21 protein-coding genes and 1 pseudogene are annotated in these 25120 nt (G+C 70.6%); 10 read left to right on the top strand and 12 right to left on the bottom strand.

Annotation, left to right across the window (positions count from 1 at the left end; translation table 11 throughout):
- Positions 1-394: 394 nt before the first annotated feature.
- A complete protein-coding gene (locus OG711_RS15915) occupies positions 395-1006 on the bottom strand; it encodes an ATP-binding protein (protein ID WP_405674882.1) in 612 nt (203 codons plus the stop codon).
- 761 nt (positions 1007-1767) lie between these two features.
- Entirely contained in the window at positions 1768-2136 is a 369-nt protein-coding gene (locus OG711_RS15910) for an STAS domain-containing protein (RefSeq protein WP_073783940.1), read from the bottom strand.
- Positions 2137-2432: 296 nt separating this feature from the next.
- Between OG711_RS15910 and OG711_RS15905 the strand changes: the two genes are divergently transcribed.
- Both OG711_RS15905 and OG711_RS15900 read left to right on the top strand, forming a co-directional pair.
- The gene (locus OG711_RS15905; protein WP_107499171.1) at positions 2433-3377 is read left to right on the top strand and encodes an RNA polymerase sigma factor SigF; all 945 of its coding nucleotides are present in this window, start codon (positions 2433-2435) and stop codon (positions 3375-3377) included.
- A gap of 669 nt (positions 3378-4046) precedes the next feature.
- A complete protein-coding gene (locus OG711_RS15900) occupies positions 4047-6335 on the top strand; it encodes an RICIN domain-containing protein (protein ID WP_329559543.1) in 2289 nt (762 codons plus the stop codon).
- Between the two features lie 108 nt (positions 6336-6443).
- On the opposite strand, the gene hutI is transcribed toward OG711_RS15900, so the two are convergent.
- The 3 genes from hutI to OG711_RS15885 form a co-directional block, all read right to left on the bottom strand.
- Entirely contained in the window at positions 6444-7616 is a 1173-nt protein-coding gene (gene hutI, locus OG711_RS15895) for an imidazolonepropionase (RefSeq protein ID WP_073785464.1), read from the bottom strand.
- Positions 7617-8044: 428 nt separating this feature from the next.
- A complete protein-coding gene (locus tag OG711_RS15890; protein ID WP_329559542.1) occupies positions 8045-8959 on the bottom strand; it encodes an isocitrate lyase/PEP mutase family protein in 915 nt (304 codons plus the stop codon).
- Positions 8960-9028: 69 nt separating this feature from the next.
- Positions 9029-9580, bottom strand: a complete 552-nt coding sequence (locus OG711_RS15885) for a carboxymuconolactone decarboxylase family protein (protein WP_099285128.1) — start codon at positions 9578-9580, stop codon at positions 9029-9031.
- 102 nt (positions 9581-9682) lie between these two features.
- Between OG711_RS15885 and pdxR the strand changes: the two genes are divergently transcribed.
- The gene (pdxR, locus tag OG711_RS15880) at positions 9683-11158 is read left to right on the top strand and encodes a MocR-like pyridoxine biosynthesis transcription factor PdxR (RefSeq protein WP_405673561.1); all 1476 of its coding nucleotides are present in this window, start codon (positions 9683-9685) and stop codon (positions 11156-11158) included.
- A 509-nt stretch (positions 11159-11667) separates the two neighbouring features.
- Entirely contained in the window at positions 11668-11853 is a 186-nt protein-coding gene (locus OG711_RS15875) for a hypothetical protein (protein WP_329559541.1), read from the top strand.
- 272 nt (positions 11854-12125) lie between these two features.
- Here OG711_RS15875 and OG711_RS15870 read toward each other — a convergent pair whose 3' ends face one another.
- Positions 12126-13100 (bottom strand): helix-turn-helix transcriptional regulator, encoded by a 975-nt coding sequence (locus OG711_RS15870; protein WP_329559540.1) that lies wholly within the window; start codon positions 13098-13100, stop codon positions 12126-12128.
- A gap of 80 nt (positions 13101-13180) precedes the next feature.
- Here OG711_RS15870 and OG711_RS15865 point away from each other — a divergent pair, with 80 nt between their 5' ends.
- Both OG711_RS15865 and OG711_RS15860 read left to right on the top strand, forming a co-directional pair.
- The gene (locus tag OG711_RS15865; RefSeq protein WP_266508736.1) at positions 13181-13915 is read left to right on the top strand and encodes an alpha/beta fold hydrolase; all 735 of its coding nucleotides are present in this window, start codon (positions 13181-13183) and stop codon (positions 13913-13915) included.
- Positions 13916-13941: 26 nt separating this feature from the next.
- The gene (locus tag OG711_RS15860) at positions 13942-15018 is read left to right on the top strand and encodes a winged helix DNA-binding domain-containing protein (RefSeq protein ID WP_329559539.1); all 1077 of its coding nucleotides are present in this window, start codon (positions 13942-13944) and stop codon (positions 15016-15018) included.
- 52 nt (positions 15019-15070) lie between these two features.
- Here the strand turns inward: OG711_RS15860 and OG711_RS15855 are convergent, their stop codons facing one another.
- Together OG711_RS15855 and OG711_RS15850 are read right to left on the bottom strand one after the other, a co-directional pair.
- Positions 15071-15574 carry a Tn3 family transposase gene (locus OG711_RS15855; RefSeq protein ID WP_329563828.1) on the bottom strand — a complete coding sequence of 168 codons (504 nt, stop codon included), beginning with the start codon at positions 15572-15574 and terminating at the stop codon, positions 15071-15073.
- A gap of 7 nt (positions 15575-15581) precedes the next feature.
- Positions 15582-16006: pseudogene (locus OG711_RS15850) on the bottom strand (hypothetical protein); the annotation flags it as partial.
- A gap of 160 nt (positions 16007-16166) precedes the next feature.
- Between OG711_RS15850 and OG711_RS15845 the strand changes: the two are divergent.
- Together OG711_RS15845 and OG711_RS15840 are read left to right on the top strand one after the other, a co-directional pair.
- Positions 16167-16673 carry a hypothetical protein gene (locus OG711_RS15845; protein WP_329559538.1) on the top strand — a complete coding sequence of 169 codons (507 nt, stop codon included), beginning with the start codon at positions 16167-16169 and terminating at the stop codon, positions 16671-16673.
- Between the two features lie 195 nt (positions 16674-16868).
- The gene (locus tag OG711_RS15840; RefSeq protein ID WP_329559537.1) at positions 16869-18053 is read left to right on the top strand and encodes a glutathionylspermidine synthase family protein; all 1185 of its coding nucleotides are present in this window, start codon (positions 16869-16871) and stop codon (positions 18051-18053) included.
- 301 nt (positions 18054-18354) lie between these two features.
- On the opposite strand, the gene rocD is transcribed toward OG711_RS15840, so the two are convergent.
- Entirely contained in the window at positions 18355-19590 is a 1236-nt protein-coding gene (gene rocD / locus OG711_RS15835) for an ornithine--oxo-acid transaminase (RefSeq protein WP_099285143.1), read from the bottom strand.
- A gap of 275 nt (positions 19591-19865) precedes the next feature.
- On the opposite strand from rocD, the gene OG711_RS15830 reads away from it, so the two are divergent.
- Positions 19866-21137 carry a serine hydroxymethyltransferase gene (locus OG711_RS15830; RefSeq protein WP_329559536.1) on the top strand — a complete coding sequence of 424 codons (1272 nt, stop codon included), beginning with the start codon at positions 19866-19868 and terminating at the stop codon, positions 21135-21137.
- 109 nt (positions 21138-21246) lie between these two features.
- Here OG711_RS15830 and OG711_RS15825 read toward each other — a convergent pair whose 3' ends face one another.
- The 3 genes from OG711_RS15825 to OG711_RS15815 form a co-directional block, all read right to left on the bottom strand.
- Positions 21247-21852: a hypothetical protein gene (locus tag OG711_RS15825; protein ID WP_329559535.1), complete on the bottom strand. Its 606-nt coding sequence runs from the start codon at positions 21850-21852 to the stop codon at positions 21247-21249.
- 536 nt (positions 21853-22388) lie between these two features.
- Complete coding sequence (locus OG711_RS15820) at positions 22389-23300, bottom strand: hypothetical protein (protein WP_329559534.1); 912 nt, start codon at positions 23298-23300, stop codon at positions 22389-22391.
- On the bottom strand, positions 23293-24042 hold the full coding sequence (locus OG711_RS15815) for an RNA polymerase sigma factor (RefSeq protein WP_329559533.1): 750 nt from the start codon (positions 24040-24042) through the stop codon (positions 23293-23295). The genes OG711_RS15820 and OG711_RS15815 overlap by 8 nt, the downstream gene beginning before the upstream one ends.
- Between OG711_RS15815 and trpS the strand changes: the two genes are divergently transcribed.
- Positions 24041-25054 (top strand): tryptophan--tRNA ligase, encoded by a 1014-nt coding sequence (gene trpS / locus OG711_RS15810; RefSeq protein WP_099285151.1) that lies wholly within the window; start codon positions 24041-24043, stop codon positions 25052-25054. The genes OG711_RS15815 and trpS overlap by 2 nt on opposite strands.
- Positions 25055-25120: the final 66 nt, after the last annotated feature.

Below are 25120 nucleotides of genomic sequence, written 5' to 3'. Positions count from 1 at the left end.
CCCGCTCTCGTACGTCAGTCGCCGACGACGAACCGTGCGGAAGGGCGAACCGGGGCGACGGGAATCCAGGCGATGACGAACCGCGCGACGGCGAACCGGCCTTGACGGCGGGGACCGCACCTGGCGGGGAACCGGACCGGAAGGCGAACCGGCCTTGACGGCGGGGAACAGGACCGGAAGGCGGAAATCCCGTGCGGCGGGGGACCGGACGGGCGGGCGGCGGGGAACCGGACTGCGGCGAACCGGCGAACCGGCGAACCGGCGAACCGGGCTACGGGGAACCGGGGAGAACCAAGAACGCGCCGGATCGTGGTGATCCGGCGCGTGGCGAGCGGGTGGGGGAGGGACGGTCCGCGCCCCGCCGGGCTCGGCTGCCGCGGTGCGGCGGCGGGCTTCAACCCGGGGCGCCGAGCTCCGCCCAGACGGTCTTCCCGGAGACCCCGGGGGTCCGTACGACCCCCCAGTCCAGACAGAGACGCTGGACGATGAACATCCCGTGCCCGCCCGGCCGTCCGGCCCGGTGCGGGGTGCGCGGCGCCGGTGATCCGGCGCCCCGGTCGGTGACCTCGACGCGCAGCACCTTGCCGCCGAAGCCGATCGTCATGTCCTCCGGTCCCTCGGCGTGCAGACACGCGTTGGTGACCAGTTCGGAGACGACGAGCAGGACGTCCTCGGCCGCGGCCCGCCGGTCGGCGCCCTGCGCGGGCAGCCAGCCCCAGTCATGGAGTGCCTGCCGGGCGAAGTCCCGGGCGAGGGGCACCACTCCGGGCGCGTCCCGCAGCGAGATCCGCCGTACGGTGCCGGGTCCGGCGGCGACCGGCGCGGAGCCGATCGCGTCGGCGGCCTGCGCCTGCGCGTCGGACGGCCCCGCGTCGGAGGGCCCTGTGCCGGATCGCCCTGTCCCGGACGGCCTTGCGCCGGACGCCTGTGCGTCGCCCGACCGCGTATCCCCAGGCCGGGTATCCCCAGGCCGGGTATCCCCTGGCCGTGGATCGCCCGACCTCATGTCCCCTGGCCTCGTGTCGCCAGGCTGTGCCCCGGTCGGCCGTGCGTCGGCCGGGTCCGGGGTGGCCGGTGGTCGGCTTGACGATGGCGGTGCGGCCGGGGGGCCTGCGTCCGGGCCGTTCGCGGCGGCCGTGTCCGTGGCGGCAGGGCTCGTCGCGGTACTCGCCGTGACGGTGCCCGCCGCGACGGTACGGCTCGCCTCGGACGTGCCGGGCGCGGCCACCACGGGGGCGGCCGTGTCCGGTCCGCCGCCCGGGTCCGCGACGGCGGACTCCCGCGCGGGCGGGCCGTGGGCGGGCGGCACCGGCGCGGGCGACGGGTCCGCGCCCGATCCCGGTCCGGACCGCGACGGGTCCGCTCCGGGCGGGCCCGCGTCGGCCGGCCGTCCCATGGGGTCGGCATCCCGAGGCTCCGGGCCGCGATCGCCCGGCGAGCGGGGCCGGGTGGTGCTCATCAGCGCTTCACCTCACCGATTCACCGGTTCACCAGTTCCAGCATCTATCAAGTTCCCAAGTTCCCACATGATCCAGACGCATGCCGGGCGTACCACTCAGGTCGCCGACCGCGCCGGGTTCCGACTCTGTCCGACGATGTCCGGGCCGTGTCGGGGCCCGTGTCCGATCCAGGGTTCTCCTGCCCGGCACATCCGTGAGAACACCCACTTCTCACGGCCAAAAGGGTCATGCTTCCTGTGACGCTGGTTACTCCGGGATGTCACGGAGGAGATGGAGGCATGCCCGGCCGGGCCCCGGCCTGCGCGGATCACTCCACGAGCGCGGCGTCGAGCGTCTCGTGCACCGTGAAGACGGCGTCCGCCCCGGTGATCTCGAACACCCGGGCCACCACCGGCTGCATACCGGCGAGATGGACCCCGCCGCCCGCTGCCTCCGCCTTGAGGCGGGCCCCGAGGAGCACGTTCAACCCCGTCGAGTCACAGAAATCCAGCCGCGCGCAGTCCACGACGAGCCTGGTGAGGCCGTTGTCCAGACATGCGTCCAGCGGTTCCTGGAGCAGTTCGGCGGTGTGGTGATCGAGCTCACCCGCCGGTGTCACTACGGCACTCGAACCCTGCTGACGCACCTCCACCAGGAGGCGGTTTTGATGTGCGCTGCCGACCGTCCCGCGGTCCATGCCGTCTCTCTCTTTCGGGCCGTCCCGCAATGCCTCGGGCCCTCGTGGAAGGGGTGGATGTATGGAGGTGGAAAAGGGTGTGACTTCAGTGAACCCTACGCCTTCCGTACGCCCCCGGGTACCCGAACAACCCTACTAAAACGGACATTTGCGATTCAAAGAAACTTGCAAGGGATTCGGGAAAGCGGGTAGGGCTAGTAGAGACCGCACTCACCACGGCCGGCATTGGAGTCGCCGCACACCGCAGGATCACCATGGCACCGGCAGCCTGACGCCTGGACACGATGGAGGACGACATGTCACCCCGGCTCGACGAATCGCGGACCCTCGAAGCGACGTCGGCATCCCGTCCCGCAGCACCCACCGACGCTTCCGTCCCCCTGCCCGCGCCCCGCGGCGGCGTGGACACCCGGCCCGCCGAGGCCCGGCCGGAAGCCCTCGCGGATCTCCCGCCGATCCCCCCGTTCGCCCAGGTCGCCCCGGCCGACGCCCGCGCGTTGTCCAAGACCCTCTTCGCCCGGCTGGCGGATCTGGAGGAGGGCACCTACGAGCACGCCTACGTCCGCAACACCCTGGTCGAGCTCAACCTCGCCCTGGTGAAGTTCGCCGCATCGCGCTTCCGCACCCGGAGCGAGCCGATGGAGGACATCATCCAGGTGGGCACGATCGGGCTGATCAAGGCGATCGACCGCTTCGAGCTCAGCCGTGGTGTGGAGTTCCCCACGTTCGCGATGCCGACGATCGTCGGCGAGATCAAGCGCTTCTTCCGCGACACGAGCTGGTCGGTCCGGGTGCCCCGCAGGCTCCAGGAACTGCGGCTCGACCTCGCCAAGGCGGGCGACCTGCTGGCGCAGCGCCTCGACCGCGCGCCCACCGTCGCCGAACTGGCCACGCATCTGGAGCTGTCCCACGACGAGGTCGTGGAGGGCATGGCCGCGTCCAACGCCTACACGGCCAGCTCGCTGGACGCCCAGCCCGAGGAGGACGACTCCGAGGGCGCGCTGGCGGACCGCATCGGCTACGAGGACCACGGGCTCGAAGGTGTCGAGTACGTCGAGTCCCTCAAGCCGCTGATCGCGGGACTTCCGTCACGTGACCGGCAGATCCTCTCGCTGCGTTTCGTGGCGAACATGACCCAGTCCGAGATCGGGGAAGAACTGGGAATTTCCCAGATGCATGTCTCCCGGCTGCTCTCCCGGACCCTGGTCAAGCTGCGTAAAGGACTCACCGTCGAGGAATAGGCATAGACCATTCCCGCATCGGCCCGGGCCAGTGGCCGATTCGGTGAATGCGTCCGTGCCGACTCGATGCGCACGTGCCGACTCCGGGAAGTCGCGGTCGGTGCCGGGGTCGGTATCGCTGCCGGTATCACCGCCGGTATCGCCGTCGGTGTCGGCTGCGGGGAGTCCGGTTCTGGTGAGGCTTCCGGCAGGAAGTCCGGCAGGGTGTCCGGTGGGGCGGGTCCGTACGGACCCGCCCCACTTCTGTGCCGCTGGTTCCGTCCCGCGTGCTGCATTGCCCGGCCGCTCCCCGGCCGTGTCGCTGTTCCGTTCGCCGCCGGGGTCCCGTCCGGCCGAGTGGGCTCCGTCCGCGGCTTGTCGGGAGATGAGGCGGTACGGGTAGCGCCATGGATTGGTGGACCCCGATGGATCGGGAACTCCGCGGCGGACCGAGCCGGGCTGAATGGACTGGACCAAGCCCGGACCGCGCGTAGGCGTGTAAAGGCGCGACAATGTCCGCGCGCAGGACGCATTTATCCTCCGCACTTTGCTGACTTACCCGGGGAAACGCCTTTCCCCGCGAACCCTCTTCGTTCACTATGGTCTCCCCTTCGCATACTCACCGGTATGCCGTCGCAGAGTGAGTGATCGCCGGCAGGCCGCGGGCCGTCCGGCCGAGGAGGAGTGCGGATGCCACGGCGCAGCCGTTCGGACCGCGCTGCCGAGGCTGCCGGTGGCGGTGTCCACTCCGGTGAGGCGGACGCCCGCCTCACCGAACTGCTGCGCGGGGACGCCGCGACGGCCTACCCGGCCCTGCGGGAACTGCGCCGCCGTCATCACGCGCCCACCCTGGCCTACGCCCGGCTCCTCGGTGTGGACGAGGCCGCGGCCAAACAGCTCACCGCGCAGGCGTTCGCCCTCGGTGCGCGGGACACCGGGCGGGGCGTCGACCCCACCGGCCCCTGGCGCCACCACGCGGCGCTGCTCGTCCGCCGGATCGCCGCCGGCTGGACGGCCGACGGCCGACGGGTCCGGTTGCGCCCGGAGTTCGCCGCGTTCCTCGACGCCGAAGAGGAGTGCCGCGCCGACCTGCCCGCCTTCGTCCGGCGCCCGCCCGCCGAACTCCCCATGCCGGCCGCGTTCCACAGCCTGCCCACCCGCACCCAGGGCGTGCTCTGGTACGGGATCGTGGACGCCGTGCCCGACCCGGAGACCGCGCTCTACCTCGGACTGAAGGCCGACGAGGTCGCCTGGGCGAAGGGCCCCTCGCTCGACGTGCTCGGCCGCGCCTACCTCAAGGCCCAACTGGCCCGCCACGGCGACCAGAACTGCCAGGCCTACCGCCGCCTGATCGAGGAGGCCGTCCGGCCCCGCGAGCCACGCCGGAACCACGACCTGGACGACCACCTCGCGCAGTGCCCGTGCTGCCGGCGGGCCCACAACGTACTGCTCGACCTCCACCGCACCCCCCGTACGGTCCTCGCCACCGGACTCCTCCCGTGGAACGGCGGCGCCTACCTTCCGCCCGGCACGGAGAGCCCGGTGATCCCGCTGATCGGCGGCGCGGCCCGGCGTACGGGCGAGTCGGAGACCGTAGGCGTGCGCTTCGCGGTCGGGCCGCAAGACGTAGGTGCGGGTGCAGGTGAGGGTGGGGTGGATGGCGTAGGAGCGGTCGGGTCGGCGGCGGCCCGGGGTGCGGGCGGTGCGGGCGGTGGTGGTGGTGCGGTTGGTGCGGGCGGTGGTGGTGCGGGCGGCGGTGCGGCCAGTGGTGTGACCGGCGGCGCACACGCTGGTGGCGAGGCCGATGCGGACAGGTGGCGGAGCCCGTCGACCGCTTCCCGTCGTCACCGGCGACGCCGTCGGCATGCCCTCCCACGCGGACACCCTGCGGCCATAGAGGCCAATCAGGACACGGCGGCCAATCAGGCCAATGAGGTCAACGTGGCCAATCAGGTCACCGCGGCCAATGAGGTGACCATGGCTAATCAGGTCACCGCGGCCAATGGGGACAACGTGGCCAATGAGGACAACGTGGCCAACGAGGCCAACGAGGTCAACGAGGTCACCGTGGCCAATGAGGACAGCATGGCCATTCAGGACACGGAGGCCATAGAGGTCGCGGCGGCCAGTGCCGTGGCCGCAAGCGGGCGGCTCGCCGGGAGTGGTACGGGCACCCCGTACTCGGCGAACGGTTCGTACGGCTCGGCCGACGTGCGGCGGGAGACCGCCCCACCGGACCCGTACGGCGGTGGCCAGGGTGACGGCTGGCACCCGGCCGACGACAGGGACCGCCCCTGGCGGCCCACCCGCGCTTTCGTCCTCGCCGCGTTGACCGTCGCCCTCGCCCCGCTGTTCGTGGTGCTGTTCGGGGGTGGCACGGGCGAGGAACCGTCCACCGACCCCGACGAGGGGCGGCGGCCAGGCGCGTCACCTCCGGCCACGGTCCCCGGCACCCCGACCCGGTCCGCCTCCGCACCGTCCACCCTCACCCCGTCGGCTGCCCGGGCGACCCCGACCCCCTCACCGTCCACGTCCGCGCCGACCACGGGGGTCCGCCCACCCGGCGGCGCGTACACCCAGTTCGTGAACGCGTCCACCGACCTCTGCCTGGACGTCCGTGACGGGGACTTCTTCACCGGCAACGACGTGGTGATGTCCGCGTGCAACACCTCGGACACCCAGCGCTGGCGATTCGACATCTCCCGGGGCCTCGTCAGGTCATGGGCGAACGACGAGTTCTGCCTGGACAGCCGGGGCAGCGTCGACAAGGGCGTCGGCATCCGAAGATGCGCGCCGACGGACGGCCGCGACGACCGTGACCTCCGGTTCGACGTGGACCCCAAGGGCCGCGTCCTCCCAGCCATCGCCTCCGGTCACGCCGTCACGCCGACCTCCAAGCGCGCGGGCGGTGATGTGGGACATCTCCCGCTGGGCGACGCGACCGCGCAGCGATGGCGAGCGGGCGAGGCCCCCGTGTGACACCGGCCCCGCGCCAGGGAAGCCCGTAAGCCCGTGCCCCCCTGCCCGGCCCCCATACCCGCCCCGGCCCCGCACACGTCCCAGGACGTCCCTCGCACATCCCCCGACCTACGCCCGTACCCCGTGCCGCCACACCTCCGAGACCAGGGGCACGCCTGGCCGGTATGACAAGTGCACGTGGCTCGGCGCGTCGAGCAACGCGAGGTCCGCGTAGGCGCCGGGGACGATCCGGCCCACGTCGTCCCTCCGCAGCGCCCTCGCGCCCCCGGCCGTCGCCGACCAGAGCGCCTCGTCCGGCGTCATCCCCATGTCCCGTACGGCGAGAGCGATGCAGAACGGCATGGACGAGGTGAACGACGACCCCGGGTTGCAGTCCGTCGACAACGCCACGGTGACCCCGGCGTCGAGCAGCCGTCGCGCGTCGGGCCATTGCGCGCGAGTGGAGAACTCCGCACCGGGCAGCAGGGTCGCGACCGTGGTCCCGGCCGCGAGCGCGGCCACGTCTTCGTCGGTCAGCAGCGTGCAGTGATCCGCGCTGGCGGCCCCCAGCTCCACCGCGAGCTGCACCCCGGGCCCGTAGGAGAGCTGATTGGCGTGCACCCGCGGTACGAGACCCTTGGCCATGCCCGCCGTGAGCACGGCCCGCGCCTGGTCCCCGTCGAAGGCGCCCTTCTCGCAGAACACGTCCACCCAGCGGGCGTACGGGGCGCAGGCGTCGAGCATCGGCCCGGTGACGAGGTCGACGTACGCGGCTGGGTCGTCGGCGAAGTCGGGGGACACGATGTGCGCGCCGAGAAAGGTCACCTCGTCGGTGTGCCGCGCGGCGATCCGCAGCGCCCGTGCCTCGTCGTCGACGGTCAGCCCGTACCCCGACTTGGTCTCGACCGTCGTCGTCCCCTGCCGCAGTGCCTCCCGCACATACCGAACGAGGTTCGCCTCCAGCTCCTCGTCACCGGCCGCCCGGGTCGCCGCGACCGTGGTCCGGATGCCTCCCGCCTGGTACGGGTGCCCCGACATACGCGCGTTGAACTCGGCGGTCCGGTCCCCGGCGAACACCAGGTGCGAGTGCGAGTCCACGAAACCGGGGATGAGGGCCCGCCCCTCGGCGTCGTGCATCAGGTCCGCGTCCGGAGCCCGGTCGGCGGGGCCGACCCACGCCACCCGGTCGCCCTCGACGACCACGGCCGCGTCCTGGATCAGCCCGAGAGGTGACCCGTCCCCGACCCCGGGGTCGTTGGTGACGAGGGAACCGATACGGGTGATGAGGGTGGTGGTGCTCATGGGGTCCTCTCCGGGCCCCTCCGGGTCCCTGGTCGCCGTACCGCCGACGATACAGATCACCCCCGCCGCCTCCCCGCCCCCATCTGCCGCCGCGTGGCCTACTTCCCTTGGCCGCTGACCCAATGGTGGCCGGGGGGTGCGGGGCGGTGCCCGGCGGTTCGGCGGTGTCGGGTGCCGTGCCAGGGAGAGGACGGCGGCTGTCCTGATGGTGTCCGGTACTACTGGAGGGCGCTCGTTGTCCTCGCGGTGGCCGCGCCTCCCCGGTAGGCCGTCTGTCCCCTTGCTGACCGCTTGCCCTCTTGGTGGCCGCATGACCTGATGGTGGCCGCTTGTCCTCCACGTGGCCGCATGACCTCATGCTGACCGCTTGTCCTCTACGCGGCCGCATGACCTGATGGTGGCCTCTTGTGTCCTGATGGTGGCCGCGTTCAGAGCAGTGAACGGCCCAGATCGGTGAGCGCGGTGGTCGTCCTGAGCAGTAGGCCCGGCCCGAACGTGATCCTGGTGGCTCCGAGTTCGCCCAGCTCGCGGAAGCCGTTCCGTAGGACATCGGCGGGGCCGGCCGCCGACGCGACCATGTTCACAGGCCCCTTGACGCCGCCCGCCCGCATGACGGGCAAGGCCGCTGGTGGCGCGCCGATCGGGTAGACGCAGTCCGCACCGGCCGCCTCGTACAGCAGTGCGCGTTCGATCGCCGCTGCCACATCCGGCACGCCTCGGACGAAGGTGTCCACCCGGGCGTTGAGAAACAACCGGTCGCCCGCCGACGCGCGGATCTCGGCCAACCAGTCGGCATGCCGCCGGGGGTCCTTGAGGACCTTGCCGGGTCCGGAGTCGTCCAGGTTGCAGCCGATGGCCCCGGTCTCCAGGAGCCGTTCGACGAGTTCGGCCGCCGGTAGCCCGTACCCGTCGTCGATGTCCGCCGACACGGGTACCCCGAGGGGCCGCACGGCCCTGACGATCCGGGCCACCGCCGCGAACATCTCGGCGGGCGGCGTACGGCCGTCCTCGTACCCGAGCGAGGCCGCGACCCCCGCGCCGGGCGTGGCCAGAGCCGGGAACCCGGCGGCCACGAAGGCCCGCGCGCTGGCCGCGTCCCACGGGCCGGGAAGGACCAGCGGGTCGTCGGGGGAGCGGCCGTGGTGCAGGGCGCGGAAGGCATCCACGGGGCGGGGCCCGCCCCCGTTCGCGTTCCCCGCACCCGTGGTGTCATCCTCCGCCGCGTTGGCCGCGTTGGCCGCGTTGGCCGCGTTGGCCGCGTTGGCCTGAGGTGTGGGGTGCGCGTTGTCCGTCGCGTCCCCGCCCCAGGTCGGCTCCACGCGCCCGTGTGCGGTGCTGTTCATCGGGCGGGCGGTCCCGCGTCCGGTCGGGTGACTCTCCGCGCTGTCGGGTGTGCGCGCCATCCCCGTACCTCACAGTCCCTTGTACTGGCCGGGCGTGTAGTGGCCCGGGACCGCGCGGGTCGCGACCCCGAACCGGTTCCACGCGTTGATCACGGTGATGGCAGAGATGAGCTGCGCCAGTTCCGCCTCCGGGAAGTGCCCTGCGGCCTTCGCGAACACCTCATCGGGGACGAAGCCGTTCTGGAGAACCGTGATCGCCTCCGTGAGTTCCAGGGCGACGAGTTCCTTCTCCGTGTAGAAGTGCCGCGACTCCTGCCAGGCGCTCAGCTGGATGAGGCGCTCGGGCGTCTCCCCGGCCGCCAGAGCGTCCTTGCTGTGCATGTCGAGGCAGAGGGCGCACTGATTGAGCTGCGAGGCGCGGATCTTCACCAGCTCCAGCAGCACCGGGTCCAGCCCCTGCCGGGCGGCGACATCCAGCCGGACCATCGCCTTGTAGACATCGGGCGCGTGCTTGGCCCACTGGAGCCGCGCGGCCTCCTCATGGGCGTACTGCGGGTGCGGGGCGGCGGTGGGGTCGGCGGTCGGGGCGGTGGGGTTCGTCGTGCTCTGTGTCGTCGTCATACGGATGACTCTATGACCGGAGTGACCCAGGGCTATGGTCCACTTGAGCGGTGGGATCGTGGGCCACTTTCGGGATTCTGAGACTCGGGGATGGATGCGGGGATGGATACGCGAACCGGAGCGGGCCGGGCGAGGCGCCCCCGGACGGCCGCTGACGACAGTGAGAGGGCCGGCGACGACCCCACCACGGCGCGCGCGGGGCTCGGTATCGATCTGCATGTCGACCCCGCCGGTCCCGGCGGGCTGCGCAAGGGCCTGATGAACGCCCTGCGGGAAGCCGTCCGCGGCGGCCGTCTCCCGCCCGGGACCCGGCTGCCCTCCTCCCGCACCCTCGCCGTCGACCTCGGTATCGCCCGCAACACCGTCGCCGACGCGTACGCCGACCTCGTCGCCGAGGGCTGGCTCACCTCCCGGCAGGGCTCGGGCACCCGTGTCGCGGAGCGCGCCGTTCCCCTGCCCGAGCCTCCCGCACGCGGGCGCCGCGAACCGGGCGCGCCCGTGTACAGCCTGCGGCCCGGCACCCCCGACCTGTCCGCCTTCCCACGCGCGGAGTGGCTCAAGGCCGCCCGCCGCGCCCTGACCGACGCCCCCGACGAGGCCCTCGGCTACGACGACCCGCGCGGACGCCGCGAACTGCGCCAGGCTCTCGCCGAGTATCTGGCCCGTGCCCGGGGTGTACGCGCCGACCCCGAGCGGATCGTCGTCTGCTCGGGCTTCGCCCAGGGCCTGCTCGTCCTGGGGCGGACCCTGCGGCGGCTCGGTGTCCGTGACGTCGCCGTCGAGTCGTACGGACTCGACTTCCACCGAGGTCTGCTGCGGGACAGCGGACTCGGCACACCCGCCTTGCCGTGGGGCGCGCGGGGCTCGGACACCGAGGCGCTGGAGCTCCTCGCGCCGGGCGCGGTCCTGCTCACGCCGGGGCATCAGTTCCCGATGGGGGTGCCGCTGCGCCCCGAGCGCCGGTCCGCCGCCGTCGACTGGGCACGGCGCACCGGCGGGCTGATCGTGGAGGACGACTACGACGGGGAGTTCCGCTACGACCGGCAGCCCGTCGGCGCGCTTCAGGACCTCGACCCGGAACGTGTCGTCTACCTCGGCACCGCCAGCAAGTCGCTTGCCCCCGGCCTGCGGTTGGGGTGGATGGTCCTGCCCCGCCGACTCGTCCCGGAGATCATGCGGGACAAGGGGCCCGGATGGGGATGCGGGGCCTTGGACCAGCTCACGCTCGCGGAGTTCATCACCTCGGGCGCGTACGACCGGCACATCCGCCTGATGCGCACGCGCTACCGCCGACGCCGTGACCAACTGGTCGCCGCCCTGGCCGAGCGTGCACCGCAGGTCAGGGCCACCGGTATCGCGGCCGGACTGCACGCCGTGCTCGAACTCCCTGCCGGAACCGAGCAGTCCGTCATCCGGGCCGCCAACTGGCAGGGCCTTTCGGTGCACGGCCTGGCGGAGTTCACCCGGCCGGACGCGATACTCACCGAGCGTCGGGACGCGCTGGTCGTGGGGTACGCGGCTCCGTCCGAGAGCGCGTGGCCGGGAACGTTGGACGCGTTGTGCAGGGCGCTGCCCTGAGCGGCGGACCTGAGCGGTGCCCAGCGGTGCCTCAGCGGGGTGGCCGTGGGCGGCGGCGCAGGATGGTGGCCCGGCGCGGGTGTCGGCCGACCGGCGGGCGAGGTCGGTCGGCCGATTCCCTCGCCAACCGGTACCCCTCGCCCACCCGACCTGCCTCCGGTCCCGTTCCGGCCAGACGGCCTGCTCTCCCGGGTACGCCCTGCGGCTGTACGGGGGGTGTGACCGGGGTACTCGCCAAAGGGGCAACGGGATGCTCTTGGAGCCCTGATCTGCCCTGATCTACGTGAAGCGGCGTGAAGCGGGTTGCAGCGGGTTGCAGCGGGGTCGCGTTCGGCGACGTGCCGGGCGACCGAGTCGATGTCGGGGCGGGCGTATCTCTCCAGGGAGCGGACGGAGGCGTGGCGGGAGCGGGCCAGCAGCCGATCGTCGGGTCGCCTTCGATCCAGCCCTGGCCCAGCCCTGGCGCTTGCCACCAGCCGATCGCCCCGCGGGTGATGGACAGTTCACGGTTGACGGTGTCGGCGTCCATCCCGTCGGCCCGCGCCGCCGCCGGCTCGGCCAGGGCCTCCGGCAGCACCGGGTCGTCGATCGCTGTGACGGGGAAGATGGGCGGCTTCGCGCCCCGGCGGGCCGGACCGGTCGGCGCCGCCGCGCCGGCGAACATCCATCCCCACGTCGTCAGCGAGATCCGGTAGATCCGTGCGGAGGACTTCGCGATCCCGGCGCCGGTGAGGTACCGCTCGACCGCCGCGGTGTACGTGGCCGGAGAGATGGACAGGGGCACTGCCCGGGCGCGCGGCACACGCAACGCGCCCCCGACCCCGAGTTCGGTCACTGGTTCGATCGCCACGCCCGCCCACCCCTCCGGAACTGCCGCAGTAAATGCGTACACCTCGCCCCGCGGCCGGAATGGCCCGCCGCAGGTCACGGTGATCGCGGTAGGGCACCGCCGCAGTAAATGCGGCATTTACTGCGGTAGTTCTTCCAGCCCCCGCTGAGCGGCTGCGGTGAGCTGGGCGGCCAGATCCTTGAGCGCCTGCCGCAGTTCGTCGGGATGGTGGATGGTGAAGGGCCATTCCAGGGAGGCGAGCATGTGGGCCATGCCGTCCAGCCGTTCTGCCCGTGCGTGCATCAGGACGCCGGTGGGCTGGGCGGTGAGGGTCACCGCTGAACGCGGCAGTCGGCGGGCGATCTCATCGAGGGGGCCGTGGATCGTCACCTCGACCTGCCAGCGGTAGGGCCCCTGGGCCAGGGTCGAGGTCAGGTGGGCCACGGGGTCGAAACCGACGGGTGCGGTGAAGCGGTCGGCTCTGGAGATGACGGAGGCGATGCGGTCGATGCGGAAGGTGCGCAGGCTGTCGCGGAGGTGGTCGTGGCCGACGACGTACCAGCGGCCGGTGTGGAAGACCACGCCGTAGGGGTCGATGTCGCGTTCGGTGTGTTCCTGGCGCCAGGACTGGTGGCTGATACCGACGGTCGTGCGGGCGCGGGAGGCATGGGCCAGTGCCAGCAGGACGCCGGTTCCGGGTGCCTGACCGATCACGGCGTTGGCGGTGAACGACAGGGTCTCCCGCATGGCGGCGAGCGGTTCACGCAGGGCGTGCGGAAGCACCCGCTCGATCTTGGCCAGGGCACCGGCACTGGCCGGCGCGGCCGTCCCCATGCCCAGACGTTCTGCCGCGAGCAGGCCAAGAACCACGGCGAGAGCCTCGTCGTTGGTGAGGACCAGAGGTGGCATGCGGTAGCCGCGGGCCAGTCGGTAGCCGCCGTGGCGGCCGCGTTCGGCCTCCACGGGGATGCCCAGTTCCCGCAGGTGGGCGATGTACCGGCGCACCGTGCGGACGTCGGTGTCCAGGCGGTCGGCCAGCTCTGCCCCGGTGAGCCGGGCGTTGGACTGGAGGAGTTCCAGCAGGGTCAGCACACGGGTCAGGGGATGCGACATGGATCCCTCGGCATTTCAGGGCGGATTCTGTCCTGTATCGACTTTACGCTCCCCGCAGCACCTAACTTCAGGGAGATCACATGGCCACCTTCGTACTCGTTCCCGGCGCCTGGCTCGGGGCATGGGCCTGGGAGGACACCGCCCGCGCTCTGCGCGAGCGCGGCCACACGGCGCTGCCGCTGACCCTGACGGGCCTGGCCGAGCGCGCGGACCAGGGCGGACCCGAGACGGACCTGGACACGCACATCGCGGACATCACGGGATTCGTCGAAGAGCACGGTCTGCGCGACGTCACGCTGGTCGCCCACAGCTACGCGGCCGCCCCGGTCACCGGGGCAGCCGGACGTCTCGGCGACCGGCTGGAGCGCGTGATCTACGTGGACAGCGCCCCGTTCGCCGCAGGCATGTGCATGCTCGACCTCATGCCACCGCAGGCAGCGGACCAACTGCGCCAGCAGGTCGACGCTTCCGGCGACGGGTGGCGGCTACCGATGCCGCCCTTTGAGGTCCTGGGCTTGTCCAGCAGCCTCGACGGGCTCGATGAGGGCCGGCGGGACGCTCTGCGCACGCGTGCCACCCCTCAGCCGTTCGGCACTTTCACCCAGCGGCTCGCCGGCCCGGCCGAGCCCGGTCCCGGCGTGGACCGTGTCCTGATCGCCTGCCGTGACTTCACGGGGCTGCTGGATGCCGGGGTGCCGATGCTGGCCTACCTGAACCAGCCGCCGTGGTGGCGCTTCGACCTGCCCACCGGGCACTGGCCGATGCTGTCCGCGCCCGCCGAACTCGCCCGCCTCCTCGACAAGGCCGTCTCCTGACCGCGTCGGCCGAGAGGCACAGCCCGATGCCTGACCAGGAGAGCATCCGCAGGCTGCGGGCCTGTGCGCAGGCCCTGGCCGGCGGAGTACGGGAGGACTCTGCCGAGGCGGTCGTCCGACGGGTCTTCGCCATCCAGGCGCAGGACGCCACGGCCGCCGACCTGGGCATCCGGGTACGCGGCCGGGACATCACCGCCCAGGCCATCCGCGCGGCGTACGAGGACGAGCGGAGCATCGTCCGCAACTGGTACATGCGCGGCACCCTGCACACCATCCCCAGCGGCGATGCCCGCTGGGTGTCGCAGTTGCTGTCCCCGCGGATCCTTGCCGCGACCAGCCGCCGCTACCAGCAGCTGGGCCTGGACGACGATCTGCGCCGGCGCGCCGACCATCTCATCCGGCGTGCTCTCGCCGCGCACGGCGCACTCACCCGGGCCGAGCTGACCGAGCGCCTCACCACCCTCGGTGTTCCGCCGGACGGGCAGGCGCCGTTCTACCTGATCCGCCACGCGGCACTCACCGGTACCCTCTGCCATGGTCCGCAGCGCGCCGGTGAGGCCACGTATGTGCTGCTCGACGACTGGCTGCCCTCCACCGGGCGCCTCCGGTGGGAGGGCGACGACGCCCTCGCCGAGCTGGCCCGCCGGTACCTGGCCGCGCATGCCCCCGCCACCTTGGAGGACTTCGCCGCGTGGTCCGGACTGCCGATCACCTGGGCCCGCAGGGCCTGGAAAATGCTGGCGGAATCCGGCGTGATCACCGAGTACGACGCATTGACCATGCTCGCCGGGCGGGTGAAAGAACTCCCACGCTCGTCCGACACCCCGGACGTTCGCATGCTGCCCGCCTACGACAACTACCTGATCGGATACCGCACCCGCGATGCGTCCGTGCCCGCTCTCCACCAGGCCCGCGTCTGGCCAGGAGGCGGCCTCATCCGCCCCACCGTCATCGCCGACGGCCTGGCCATCGCCACCTGGACCCGTGGCCCCGGCTCGCGCTCCATCCAGGTGAATGCGTTCGAACCTGTCCCGCCTCAGATCGAGCAGGGGATCGACATGGAAAAGGCGGCCGTCGTCGGCTTTCTGCGGCCCACCACATAGCCGACCCGCATCCCGATCCCAAAAGGTCGGCCGCATAGGCGAGAACGTTTGGTCAATCGGCCCGATCGAGGCCGGCGGCGATCAGACCCTGCTCACGCAGCGGGGCGAAGTCGACGTCAAGCTTCGGGTCGTACGCTTCCGGCTGGATGCCGACTTCGTGGGTGCTGTACCCGCCGAACCGGTTGATGCGTTCGGTCAGATACGGCGAGATGTGCGCCAGGTTTCCCGGGTCGATCTCCCATCCCTCCTCCAGCAGCTGGCGGACGATCTCCGCGATGTCCAGGGCGTTGTGGAAGATCACCGCGTTCGTGAGCAGGGCGTTGAACTTCATCACCTTCTCCTGCTCTACGGGGTCGTTGTCCGCGATGACGCCGCGGTTGCCGAAGCCGACCCACTGCGGGAACCGGTTGAACGACTCGACCTTGTTGGTGGCTGCGGTCACCCGCCGCCGCAACGGCGCGTCGGAGAGGTAGCGCAGGAGCTGGACGGTGTGGATCACGCGGCCGACCTCGCGGAAGGCCGCGTAGGTGGCGTTCTTTCGCGACCCGGAACGCAGCCGCTTGAGCAGCGTGGAGCATCACGTAGGGCAGCACCGCAGGACCGACGCGGTTTCCCTCCGCACCCGACGAAAGGGCGAGCAGCGCGAGCCCGGCGCACACCAGCGCGACCGCGCCCCACTCGCGTGCGCTCAGCCGAGCCCCCAGCAGCCGGGACGCGACGACTGCTGTGACGGCGAGACTCGCCGCAACCGTCGCGCCCACCGCGCCGCCCACCGCGTAGATCGGGATGGTCCGCAGCGCCACGACCTGGAGGACGAACCCCACCGGGTCGAGTCCGAGGCCCGCGATGTACCGCCACTCACGCAACGCCCGCAACAACAGTGCGTGATCGACGCCCGACCGGTGCCCGGTGGCGCCGCCCGCGCCGCCAGCGCCTGCAACACCGACGCCGTACCGAAGCACACGGCCGAAGCGAGCGCGCAAACCATTCCAAAAGACGCATCGTGAATGTAGTTCAGCAGCCTGCCCGCGACGGGTACGGGAACACGGTTGCCGAGTCCAGGACTTGCTCGGCAACCGGACGCGACCGACCAAGCGTCCGAGTACGCGTGGGCCGTCCACTCACCTACATCACGGGGGAACACCATCATGGGGGAAACAGTGAGCACCGGCAGGTCCCGACGGCAGTTCCGGTCGGCCACGGTGGTGCTGGGCGGGATGGGGCTGCTGGCGGCCGCGCTGACAGGGTGCTCGTCCGAACCGGACAAGCGATGCGTCGACCGCGACAGCTACGAGTCGACCCGTGGCTACAAGGTCGTCAAGAAGTCCGCCTGCTCGGACAACACGGTCCGTACCAACGTGTCCTGGTACACCGGCGGCACCCAGAAGGACGGCTGGGTCCGTGAGGGTTCACTCGGACGCCCCTTGGTCTCGGGCGGATCATCATCCGGCGGATCTGCCCCCGACACCTCCACCGGCACCTCCGTGGGCACTTCCGTCGGGGCGTCCACGGGTGTGTCCTCCGGCGGGACGGACAGCGACCTCAATTCCGGCGGCTCGACCGGTTCCACGAGCATCGGCAGCTCCACCGGGTCGGACGGTGTGGACCGGGGCGGATTCGGCAGCAGCACCAGTGGTGGCAGCTCGGGCGGCTGACCCACCCCGTCCGGCATCCGCCGTCCAGTCCGTGCCCCCGCTGCCTCGCCCGGCAGCCTGCGCCCCGTCCGTCACCAGCCACCTCGGGCGGCCCGGTCCGCTCCGCACTCCATCCGCCCTGGGTATCCGGGTCACCTCACCATCTCCCGGTCCAGTCCCGTCGACCCTTCACCGCGAGTCGCTAGGAAGCCCGCCATGGAACGCCGCAGCATCGCCCCGCGCCCCGACTGGCAACGGATCGTCGAGGAACAGGGCCTGATCTATCCGCTCACCCGCTATCCGGACAACTCCCTGCGCCCCTACTGGGACGAGTCCGCCTACTATTCCTTCTCCCTCGCCGAGGTCGAAGCCCTGGAGGAAGTGGTCGAGGAACTGCACCGTATGTGTCTCGCGGCCGCCGCCCATATCGTCGACACCGACCGCTTCGCCGACCTCGGTATCATCGACCCCCGACTCGCTTCCCTGGTGGCTGAGGGATGGCAACGCCGCGCTGAACTTCCCTCCCTCTACGGTCGCTTCGACCTTCACTACGACGGCACGGCTCCCGCGAAGATGCTGGAGTACAACGCCGACACCCCGACCTCCCTCGTCGAGGCGGCCAGTGCCCAGTGGTTCTGGATGGAGGACCGTTTCCCCGGCGCGGACCAGTGGAACTCCCTGCATGAACGACTCGTCGCCGCCTGGAAGGCTCAGGCCCCCCTCCTGCCACCGGGCCCACCCCTGTACTTCGCCCACTCCGCCGCCGATGAAGCCGGCGAGGACCTCATGACCGTCGCCTACCTCCGGGAGACCGCCCACCAGGCCGGACTCGCGACCGAGGCGATCTCCATGGAGGACATCGGCTGGGACAGCCTCTCCGGCCGCTTCGTGGACAAGCAACTACGGTTCATCCGGAGCTGTTTCAAGCTCTACCCCTGGGAGTGGCTCACCACCGACCGCTTCTCCTCCCATGCCCTGGACACCCTCGACAACGGTGGCGGCACCGGCACCACCCTCTGGATCGAACCCGCCTGGAAGATGCTCCTTTCCAACAAGGCCCTCCTGGCGATCCTCTGGGAGCTCTACCCCGACCACCCGAACCTCCTTCCCACCTATCTCGACGGCCCCCGCGAACTGGCCGCCACCTCGGGCTATGTCGCCAAACCTCTGCTGGGGCGGGAAGGCGCCGGAGTCACGATCCACGAACCGGGACAGCCGCCGGTCCTCCGCGACGAGCCCTGCTGCTTCCAGGCCCTCGCCCCCCTGCCCGTTTTCGAGGGCAACCGGGTGGTTTTGGGGGCGTGGGTCGTCGGCGCCGAGTCGGCGGGCCTCGGCATCAGGGAGTCAGCAGGCCTGATCACCGACGAGTACGCCCGATTCATCCCCCACATCATTCCCTGACCGCCCTGACCGCCCTGACCGCCCTGACCGCCCTGACCGCCCTGACCGCCCTGACCGCCCTGACCTGCGGCGGCGCCGTCCGACGAGTGCCTGAGGCGACAGTCACGGTCCGTGCGTCCATCCACGCATTCATCCACACACCCATCCGCTCAGACTCCCGGCGGGCGGATCATGGCCCCCTCTTGGCCAGACCCGAGGGCATCCCGCCCACCGCTCGCCGCCAGGCCGCCGACCTTGTCCGGATCCGGAGCCGTCGACCACGCTTCGCCCTCCCCCGGCGCGTCCGGGAGCGTCGCCGCGCTTACCCCACCACTTCCCGCAGCCGCTCCAGCCCCCAGTCGAGATCCTCCTTGCTGATCACCAAGGGCGGAGCGATCCGGATGGTCGACCCATGGGTGTCCTTGACCAGCACGCCCTTGTCCACCAGCCGCTCGCTGATCTCCCGCCCCGTACCGCGCGTCGGGTCGATGTCCACCCCCGCCCACAAGCCCCGCCCCCGGACCTCGCGTACACCGCTGCCCGGCGAACCCGCCAGCAGCGCCAGCTCCCGATGCAGGTGTTCCCCCAGTTCCGTCGCCCGCTGCTGGTACTCACCCGTCCGCAGCATGTCGATGACTTCCAGCGCCACCGCGCAGGCCAGTGGATTTCCCCCGAACGTCGACCCGTGCTCACCCGGCCCGAAAACCCCGAGCACCGCCTCGCTCGACACCACTGCCGACACGGGCACCACACCGCCGCCCAGCGCCTTCCCCAGGACATACATGTCCGGCACCACGCCCTCGTGCTCGCACGCGAACGTCCGGCCCGTCCGCCCCAGGCCCGACTGGATCTCATCCGCGATGAACAGGATGTTCCGTTCCCGCGTCAGCTCCCGCACGGTGGCCAGATACCCCGACGGCGGGACCAGGACCCCGGCCTCTCCCTGGATCGGCTCGATGAGCACGGCGACCGTGTTCTCCGTCAGCGCGTTCCGCATCGCCGTCGCGTCCCCGTAAGGAACGATCTCGAAGCCCGGCGTGTACGGCCCGAAGTCCGCACGGGCCTCCGGGTCCGTCGAGAAGCTCACGATCGTCGTCGTCCGGCCGTGGAAGTTGCCCCCCGCCACGACGATCTTCGCCCTGTTGTCGGGCACCCCCTTGACCCGGTAGCCCCACTTCCGCGCTGTCTTCACCGCCGTCTCCACGGCCTCCGCGCCCGTGTTCATCGGCAGCACCATCTCCATCCCGCACAGCTCCGCCAACCGCGCGCAGAACTCCGCGAACCTGTCATGGTGGAACGCCCTGGACGTCAGCGTCACCCGCTCCAATTGCGCCTTCGCTGCGTCGATGAGCCGCCGATTCCCGTGGCCGAAGTTCAGCGCCGAGTACCCGGCGAGCATGTCGAGGTAGCGCCGGCCCTCGATGTCCGTCATCCAGGCGCCCTCCGCCGTGGCGACCACGACGGGCAACGGGTGGTAATTGTGAGCACTGTGCGCATCTGCCGACGCGATGACCTCTGCGGTCAGATTTTCGGTCCTGGACACGGGGTCTCCGTTCATCCTTCGGTGTGCGGGCGGGGTGACGCCCCTTCTTACCGCTTTCCTCTCGTCCACCGGACGTCTTTCTATCGTCGCTCGGAAGCGGGACGGTGAAACCTTCCCCGCTGACACTCGCCCCTCCCGCTAGGCTTGCCTCAGGCACGGCGACTGGCGCGCAGGGAACCAACCCTGGGGGAGCCCTGCCTGGCCGGGCAACACGCCCCGCCGCACGAGGTGTCGTCCGCCTGGGCACCCCGGGACCACGACCGGACTGCCCGCTCGCCCCGGAGGACACCATGTCGCTGCCCTTGTCCCATCCCGCGCTCCGCGCCGCGGACCCCGACCTCGCCGCTCTCGTCGCCGCGGAGGAACAACTTCAGGCCGACACCTTGCGGCTGATCCCCAGCGAGAACTACGTCTCCACCGCCGTCCTCGAAGCGAGCGGAACCGTCCTCCAGAACAAGTACAGCGAGGGCTACCCCGGCCGCCGCTACTACGAGGGTCAGCAGATCATCGACCAGGTCGAACGCCTGGCCGTCACGCGCGCCCGTTCCCTCTTCGGTGTCGACCACGCCAACGTCCAGCCCTACTCGGGTTCCCCGGCCAACCTTGCCGTGTACCTCGCCTTCGCCCAGCCCGGCGACCCCGTGATGGGCATGGCCCTGCCCATGGGAGGCCATCTCACCCACGGCTGGGGCGTCTCCGCCACCGGCAGCTGGTTCCGTGGCATCCAGTACGGCGTCCACCGCGACACCGGCCTCATCGACCTCGACCAGGTCCGCGACCTCGCCCTCAAGGAACGCCCCAAGCTGATCTTCTGCGGCGGAACCGCTCTGCCGCGGACCATCGACTTCGCCGCGTTCGCGGAGATCGCCCAGGAGGCCGGAGCCCTTCTCGTCGCCGATATCGCCCATATCGCCGGCCTCATCGCGGGTGGCGCGCACCCCTCACCCGTGCCCTACGCCGACATCATCTCGACGACCACGCACAAGACCCTCCGTGGTCCCCGTGGCGCGATGCTCATGTCCCGTGCGGAACACGCCAAGGCCATCGACAAGGCGATCTTCCCCGGCCTCCAGGGCGGGCCCCACAACCAGACCACCGCGGCCATCGCGGTCGCCCTCCACGAGGCGGCTCAGCCCTCCTTCCGTGACTACTCCCACGCCGTCGTCGCCAACGCCAAGGCCCTTGCGTCCGCGCTGCTGGGCCACGGCTACGACCTTGTCTCCGGCGGCACCGACAACCATCTGATCCTGATCGACCTCACCTCCAAGGATGTCCCCGGCAAGATCGCGGCCAAGGCCCTCGACCGCGCCGGGATCGTCGTGAACTACAACACCGTCCCCTACGACCCGCGGAAGCCCTTCGACCCCTCCGGTATCCGCATCGGAACCCCCTCCCTCACCTCCCGCGGCCTCACGCCGGACCAGATGCCCGCCGTGGCCGCATGGATCGACCGCGCCATCACCGCCTCACGAACCGGCGATGAACCCGCCCTCGCCAAGATCCGTGCCGAGGTCGCCGAGCTGATGGCCGCCCATCCGGCACCAGGTCTGCCCACCGGCTGACCCCCTCGGGATGCGCCCGCTGACAGCTGGCCGCATCCCGCCTGGTCGCTCACACCGGCCTACGCGTCAGCCGCACGGCGCGGCTGACGCCGATCCGCGCAACTCGCGATCACAGGTCACGCAACTCCTGGCGGGGGCCTTCCTCACCGGGGCGTCGCCGGAAGAGCATCGCTTCAGGCATTCTGGAAGATGTCGAGGTGCGCAGCCGCGGGGCCAAGGGGCGCAGCAGCAAGGCCAGGAGTGCTCCTGCCACGAGCCCTGGCATGGCCCACCACCAGTTCTCCGTGAGACCCGGCCCGGCCGACGACACGGGGGCTATGTGTGTGCCGTCCTTGCCCGTAGCGGCGGATTCACCATTCGGGGCACCGCTGGTCAGTTCCTTCTGCGTGGCGGAGCTGTCCTCCACGGCCTCGGGATGCGTCCCACCCGTGGCATCTCTCGATAGAGGGCCCATCAACCCAAGGGACTTGAGCAACCTCAGGAGAGCCGCCGGGGACTCCGCCTTGTGCCAACGACTCTTCGTCGAGGGCGGATCTACAGTCATCTGTATCCACAGCCCCGTGCTGCCGGAATTCGGATAGATCTTGTCCAGCCGCCAGGGATGCTCGTCATGCGCCATCCAAGCGATGTTGATGTGACGTCGGTCATAAAGCTCTGCCCCGGCGTCCGGCTCCGCACGACCGGCCTCGGCCAGGTCGGGGAGCAGCAGCTCCAACTCTCGATACCTCTTGTCCAAGTGGTGGAGCGCTGTGGCCTCCGCGCTCCCGGGGGACACCAGCAGCACGCTGGTCGCCCCTCCCGCGACCGCTGGTGACGCCATGACCGAGGAGACCAGCACCAGTGCCGCAACCGCCGTCGCGACCAGGCCCCGTGCCCGTGCCCCAACAGGATGTATGCCGAGGCGGATTCCGTACGACCTCCGAACCTCTTCCATGCGATTCCTCCAGCCGCTCCCGGTGCGGCACGTCCGTACCGGTCACTTCTGGTACACCGCCCGGCGGGCTGAGGTTCCCACCATTCGGCAACGGGATCCGGAGCTCGGGATTCCGTGAACCAGGCTCACAGAACTGCGTGTTCGGTGCATGCGGTTCCCGGTGCCCAGGGAGGAGGAAGAGGCTGCTGGAACGCGTCGCCGATGTGCTCACCTTGGCCGCCGCGCCGCATCTGGCCTCGATCGGCCTTGCCGCCGCGCCGGGCCGGCCTTGCCTGGCTGCGGGTGAGATCTGTCCTCTGCGTCGGGTGCCGCTCCCTTTACTTCCGGGGCGCCACTGATTCGGCGATCCTCACCGCCTGATCCTGTGAAGCGACCCCTTCCAACCTGAGTGTCAGACGAGCCACGCTCTCCTGCCCGGAAGGGCCCGAGGGACGGTCGGAGCGGTCCGACTCCTGGTCCAGGGCCCACAGCAGAGTGGGCCCTGAAGTCCGCTCCGACCGGCTCCAGCTGGCTCCGGTGGCGTCCTCCATCCAGAAGGTCAGACGGTGCGGCTCCGAGAACCACAGAGCGGACTCCTTGTGCCCCCGGTCGGCTCCTCCACGGACCTCAAGCCAATCAGGGGTGTGGGTGACCGTCTTGGTGAATGCCGTGTCGAGCCGGGCGGGGAACTCGTCCAGTCGGATCGGGCTCCCGCCGTCGTCCCAGCACAGACTGATCAGGAAGCGGCCACCAGGCTCCGAGGTGACCTGGACACCGTCCGGCACACCCAGGGCCGCCGGGACCACCGGAGCAAATCCGGCGCGCTGCGCGGCGGTGCTCAGCGACATGGTCCCCTCGCAAGGGGGGACCTGCCCTTCCTGGGGCGGTCGTGCGGAGGGAACCTGCTGTATCCGCACACCACTGAACCCGAACCAGTCCCCGACCGTGGCCCGTACCGGCGGTGTCAGGACGGCAACCGTGAGCAGACCGCAGAAGGCGGCGCTGAACATCCTCCACCGCATCCGGAGCCAACGCCTCAGGCGCACCTTTCCCGGTGGCGGCTCCGCCACGAGTACCGGTGCCCCTTCCGCGAGGATCTGCGCCAGCACCCGCTCGACCATGGTCTCGGCCTGATCGGGGCCCGGCCGGTGGTACGACCTGCCCAGGTCCCGCAGCTCGTGCCGCAGATCCGGTCGGGACGCATGTCCGGCGTTGTCGCCCTCGTCGCGTCCGGTGCCTCGCTCACCCACGCCCGTCTCCTCCTTCCCGTACGCAGCGCTCGGCCAGCCCCGGTGGCAGCAGATTGCCGAGCTTGCGCAGAGCACGGTTGAGCCGGGACTTGACCGTGCCCTTCGGCCAGCCGAGGGCCTGGGCCGTCTCGCCCTCGTCCATCTCCAGGAGATAGCGGTAGGTGACCACCATGCGATGGTCGTCGCTGAGCTTCTCCATGGCTTTGACCAGGGCTTTCTTCCGCTCTATCGCCAATGCCGCTATCGCTGGGTCCGACGATTCCGGTATCGGCGGCTGGGCCTCCAACAAGGCCGACTCGCCGTCGGCGACCAAGCGCCGACGAGCGGCCGAGCGCACTGTGTTCCTTGTCTCATTGGCGACGATGCTCAGCAGCCAAGGACGGAAAGCCGAACCGTCCCGGAACTGCCCCAAGGAGTAGAACGCTTTGAGGAACGCTTGCTGCACCATGTCCTCCGCGTCCGCTCCCGCACCGAGCGCCAGGGCCGCGCGCATCGCGATCGGCGTGTGGGCGCGCACGAGCTCGGCGTATGCCTCCGGCTCCCCGGATCGCACACGCGCGATCACCGCGCTCTCGTCGACGGCGATGCGGTCCCCCTCCCGCGTCGTCTTCACATTCTTGGTACACCGAAGGTGACCGATCGGTTCCCACTTCGCCGAAGATCGGCCGGGGAAGATCGGATGGCGAAGGTCTCGTGGATAGGTTCCCCAGCTGTCGTACACACCTGAGAGAATGCTGGGCATGGCTTCAGACCGTCCTCGCGTGCTCTCTGGAATCCAGCCCACCGCGGGCTCGTTCCACCTCGGCAACTACCTCGGCGCCGTCCGCCAGTGGGTGGCCCTCCAGGAGTCCCACGACGCGTTCTACATGGTGGTCGACCTGCACGCGATCACGATTCCGCAGGAGCCGAAGGATCTGCGCGCCAACACCCGGCTGGCCGTGGCGCAGCTGCTCGCCGCCGGGCTCGACCCCGAGCGCTGCACGCTCTTCGTCCAGAGCCATGTGCCCGAGCACGCGCAGCTGGCCTGGATCATGAACTGCCTCACCGGCTTCGGCGAGGCGTCGCGCATGACCCAGTTCAAGGACAAGTCCGCCAAGCAGGGTGCCGACCGCGCAAGTGTCGGACTCTTCACCTACCCGATCCTCCAGGTCGCGGACATCCTGCTCTACCAGGCCAACCAGGTTCCCGTCGGCGAGGACCAGCGGCAGCACATCGAGCTGACACGTGATCTCGCCGAGCGCTTCAACAACCGCTTCGGTGAGACCTTCACCGTCCCGACGCCCTACATCCTCAAAGAGACCGCGAAGATCTACGATCTCCAGGACCCGGCGATCAAGATGAGCAAGTCGGCGTCGACGCCGAAGGGGCTCGTGAATCTCCTCGACGATCCCAAGGCGACGGCCAAGAAGCTCAAGAGCGCGGTCACGGACACGGACACGGTCATCCGCTACGACGCCGTGGCCAAGCCCGGCATCAGCAACCTGCTGACGATCCACTCGACCCTGACCGGTGAGAGCATCGCGGAGCTGGAGCAGCGGTACGAGGGCAAGGGCTACGGCGCGCTGAAGACGGACCTCGCCGAGATCATGGTCGGGTTCGTGACCCCCTTCCGAGAGCGCACCCAGGGGTACCTGGACGACCCGGAGACGCTGGACTCGATCCTGGCCAAGGGGGCGGAGAAGGCCCGCGCCGTCGCGGCGGAGACCCTGTCGCACGCGTACGAAAAGGTGGGGTTCCTTCCCGCCAAACACTGAGTACCGGCCCGGACCTGCGGTGATGTTCCGCCGGTCGTAGGGAGTCGTACAGTCGTATCCGGTATC

The sequence above is a fragment of the Streptomyces uncialis genome, from assembly GCF_036250755.1.
Lineage (GTDB): Bacteria > Actinomycetota > Actinomycetes > Streptomycetales > Streptomycetaceae > Streptomyces > Streptomyces uncialis.
This window is presented reverse-complemented; position numbering and strand designations above follow the sequence as displayed.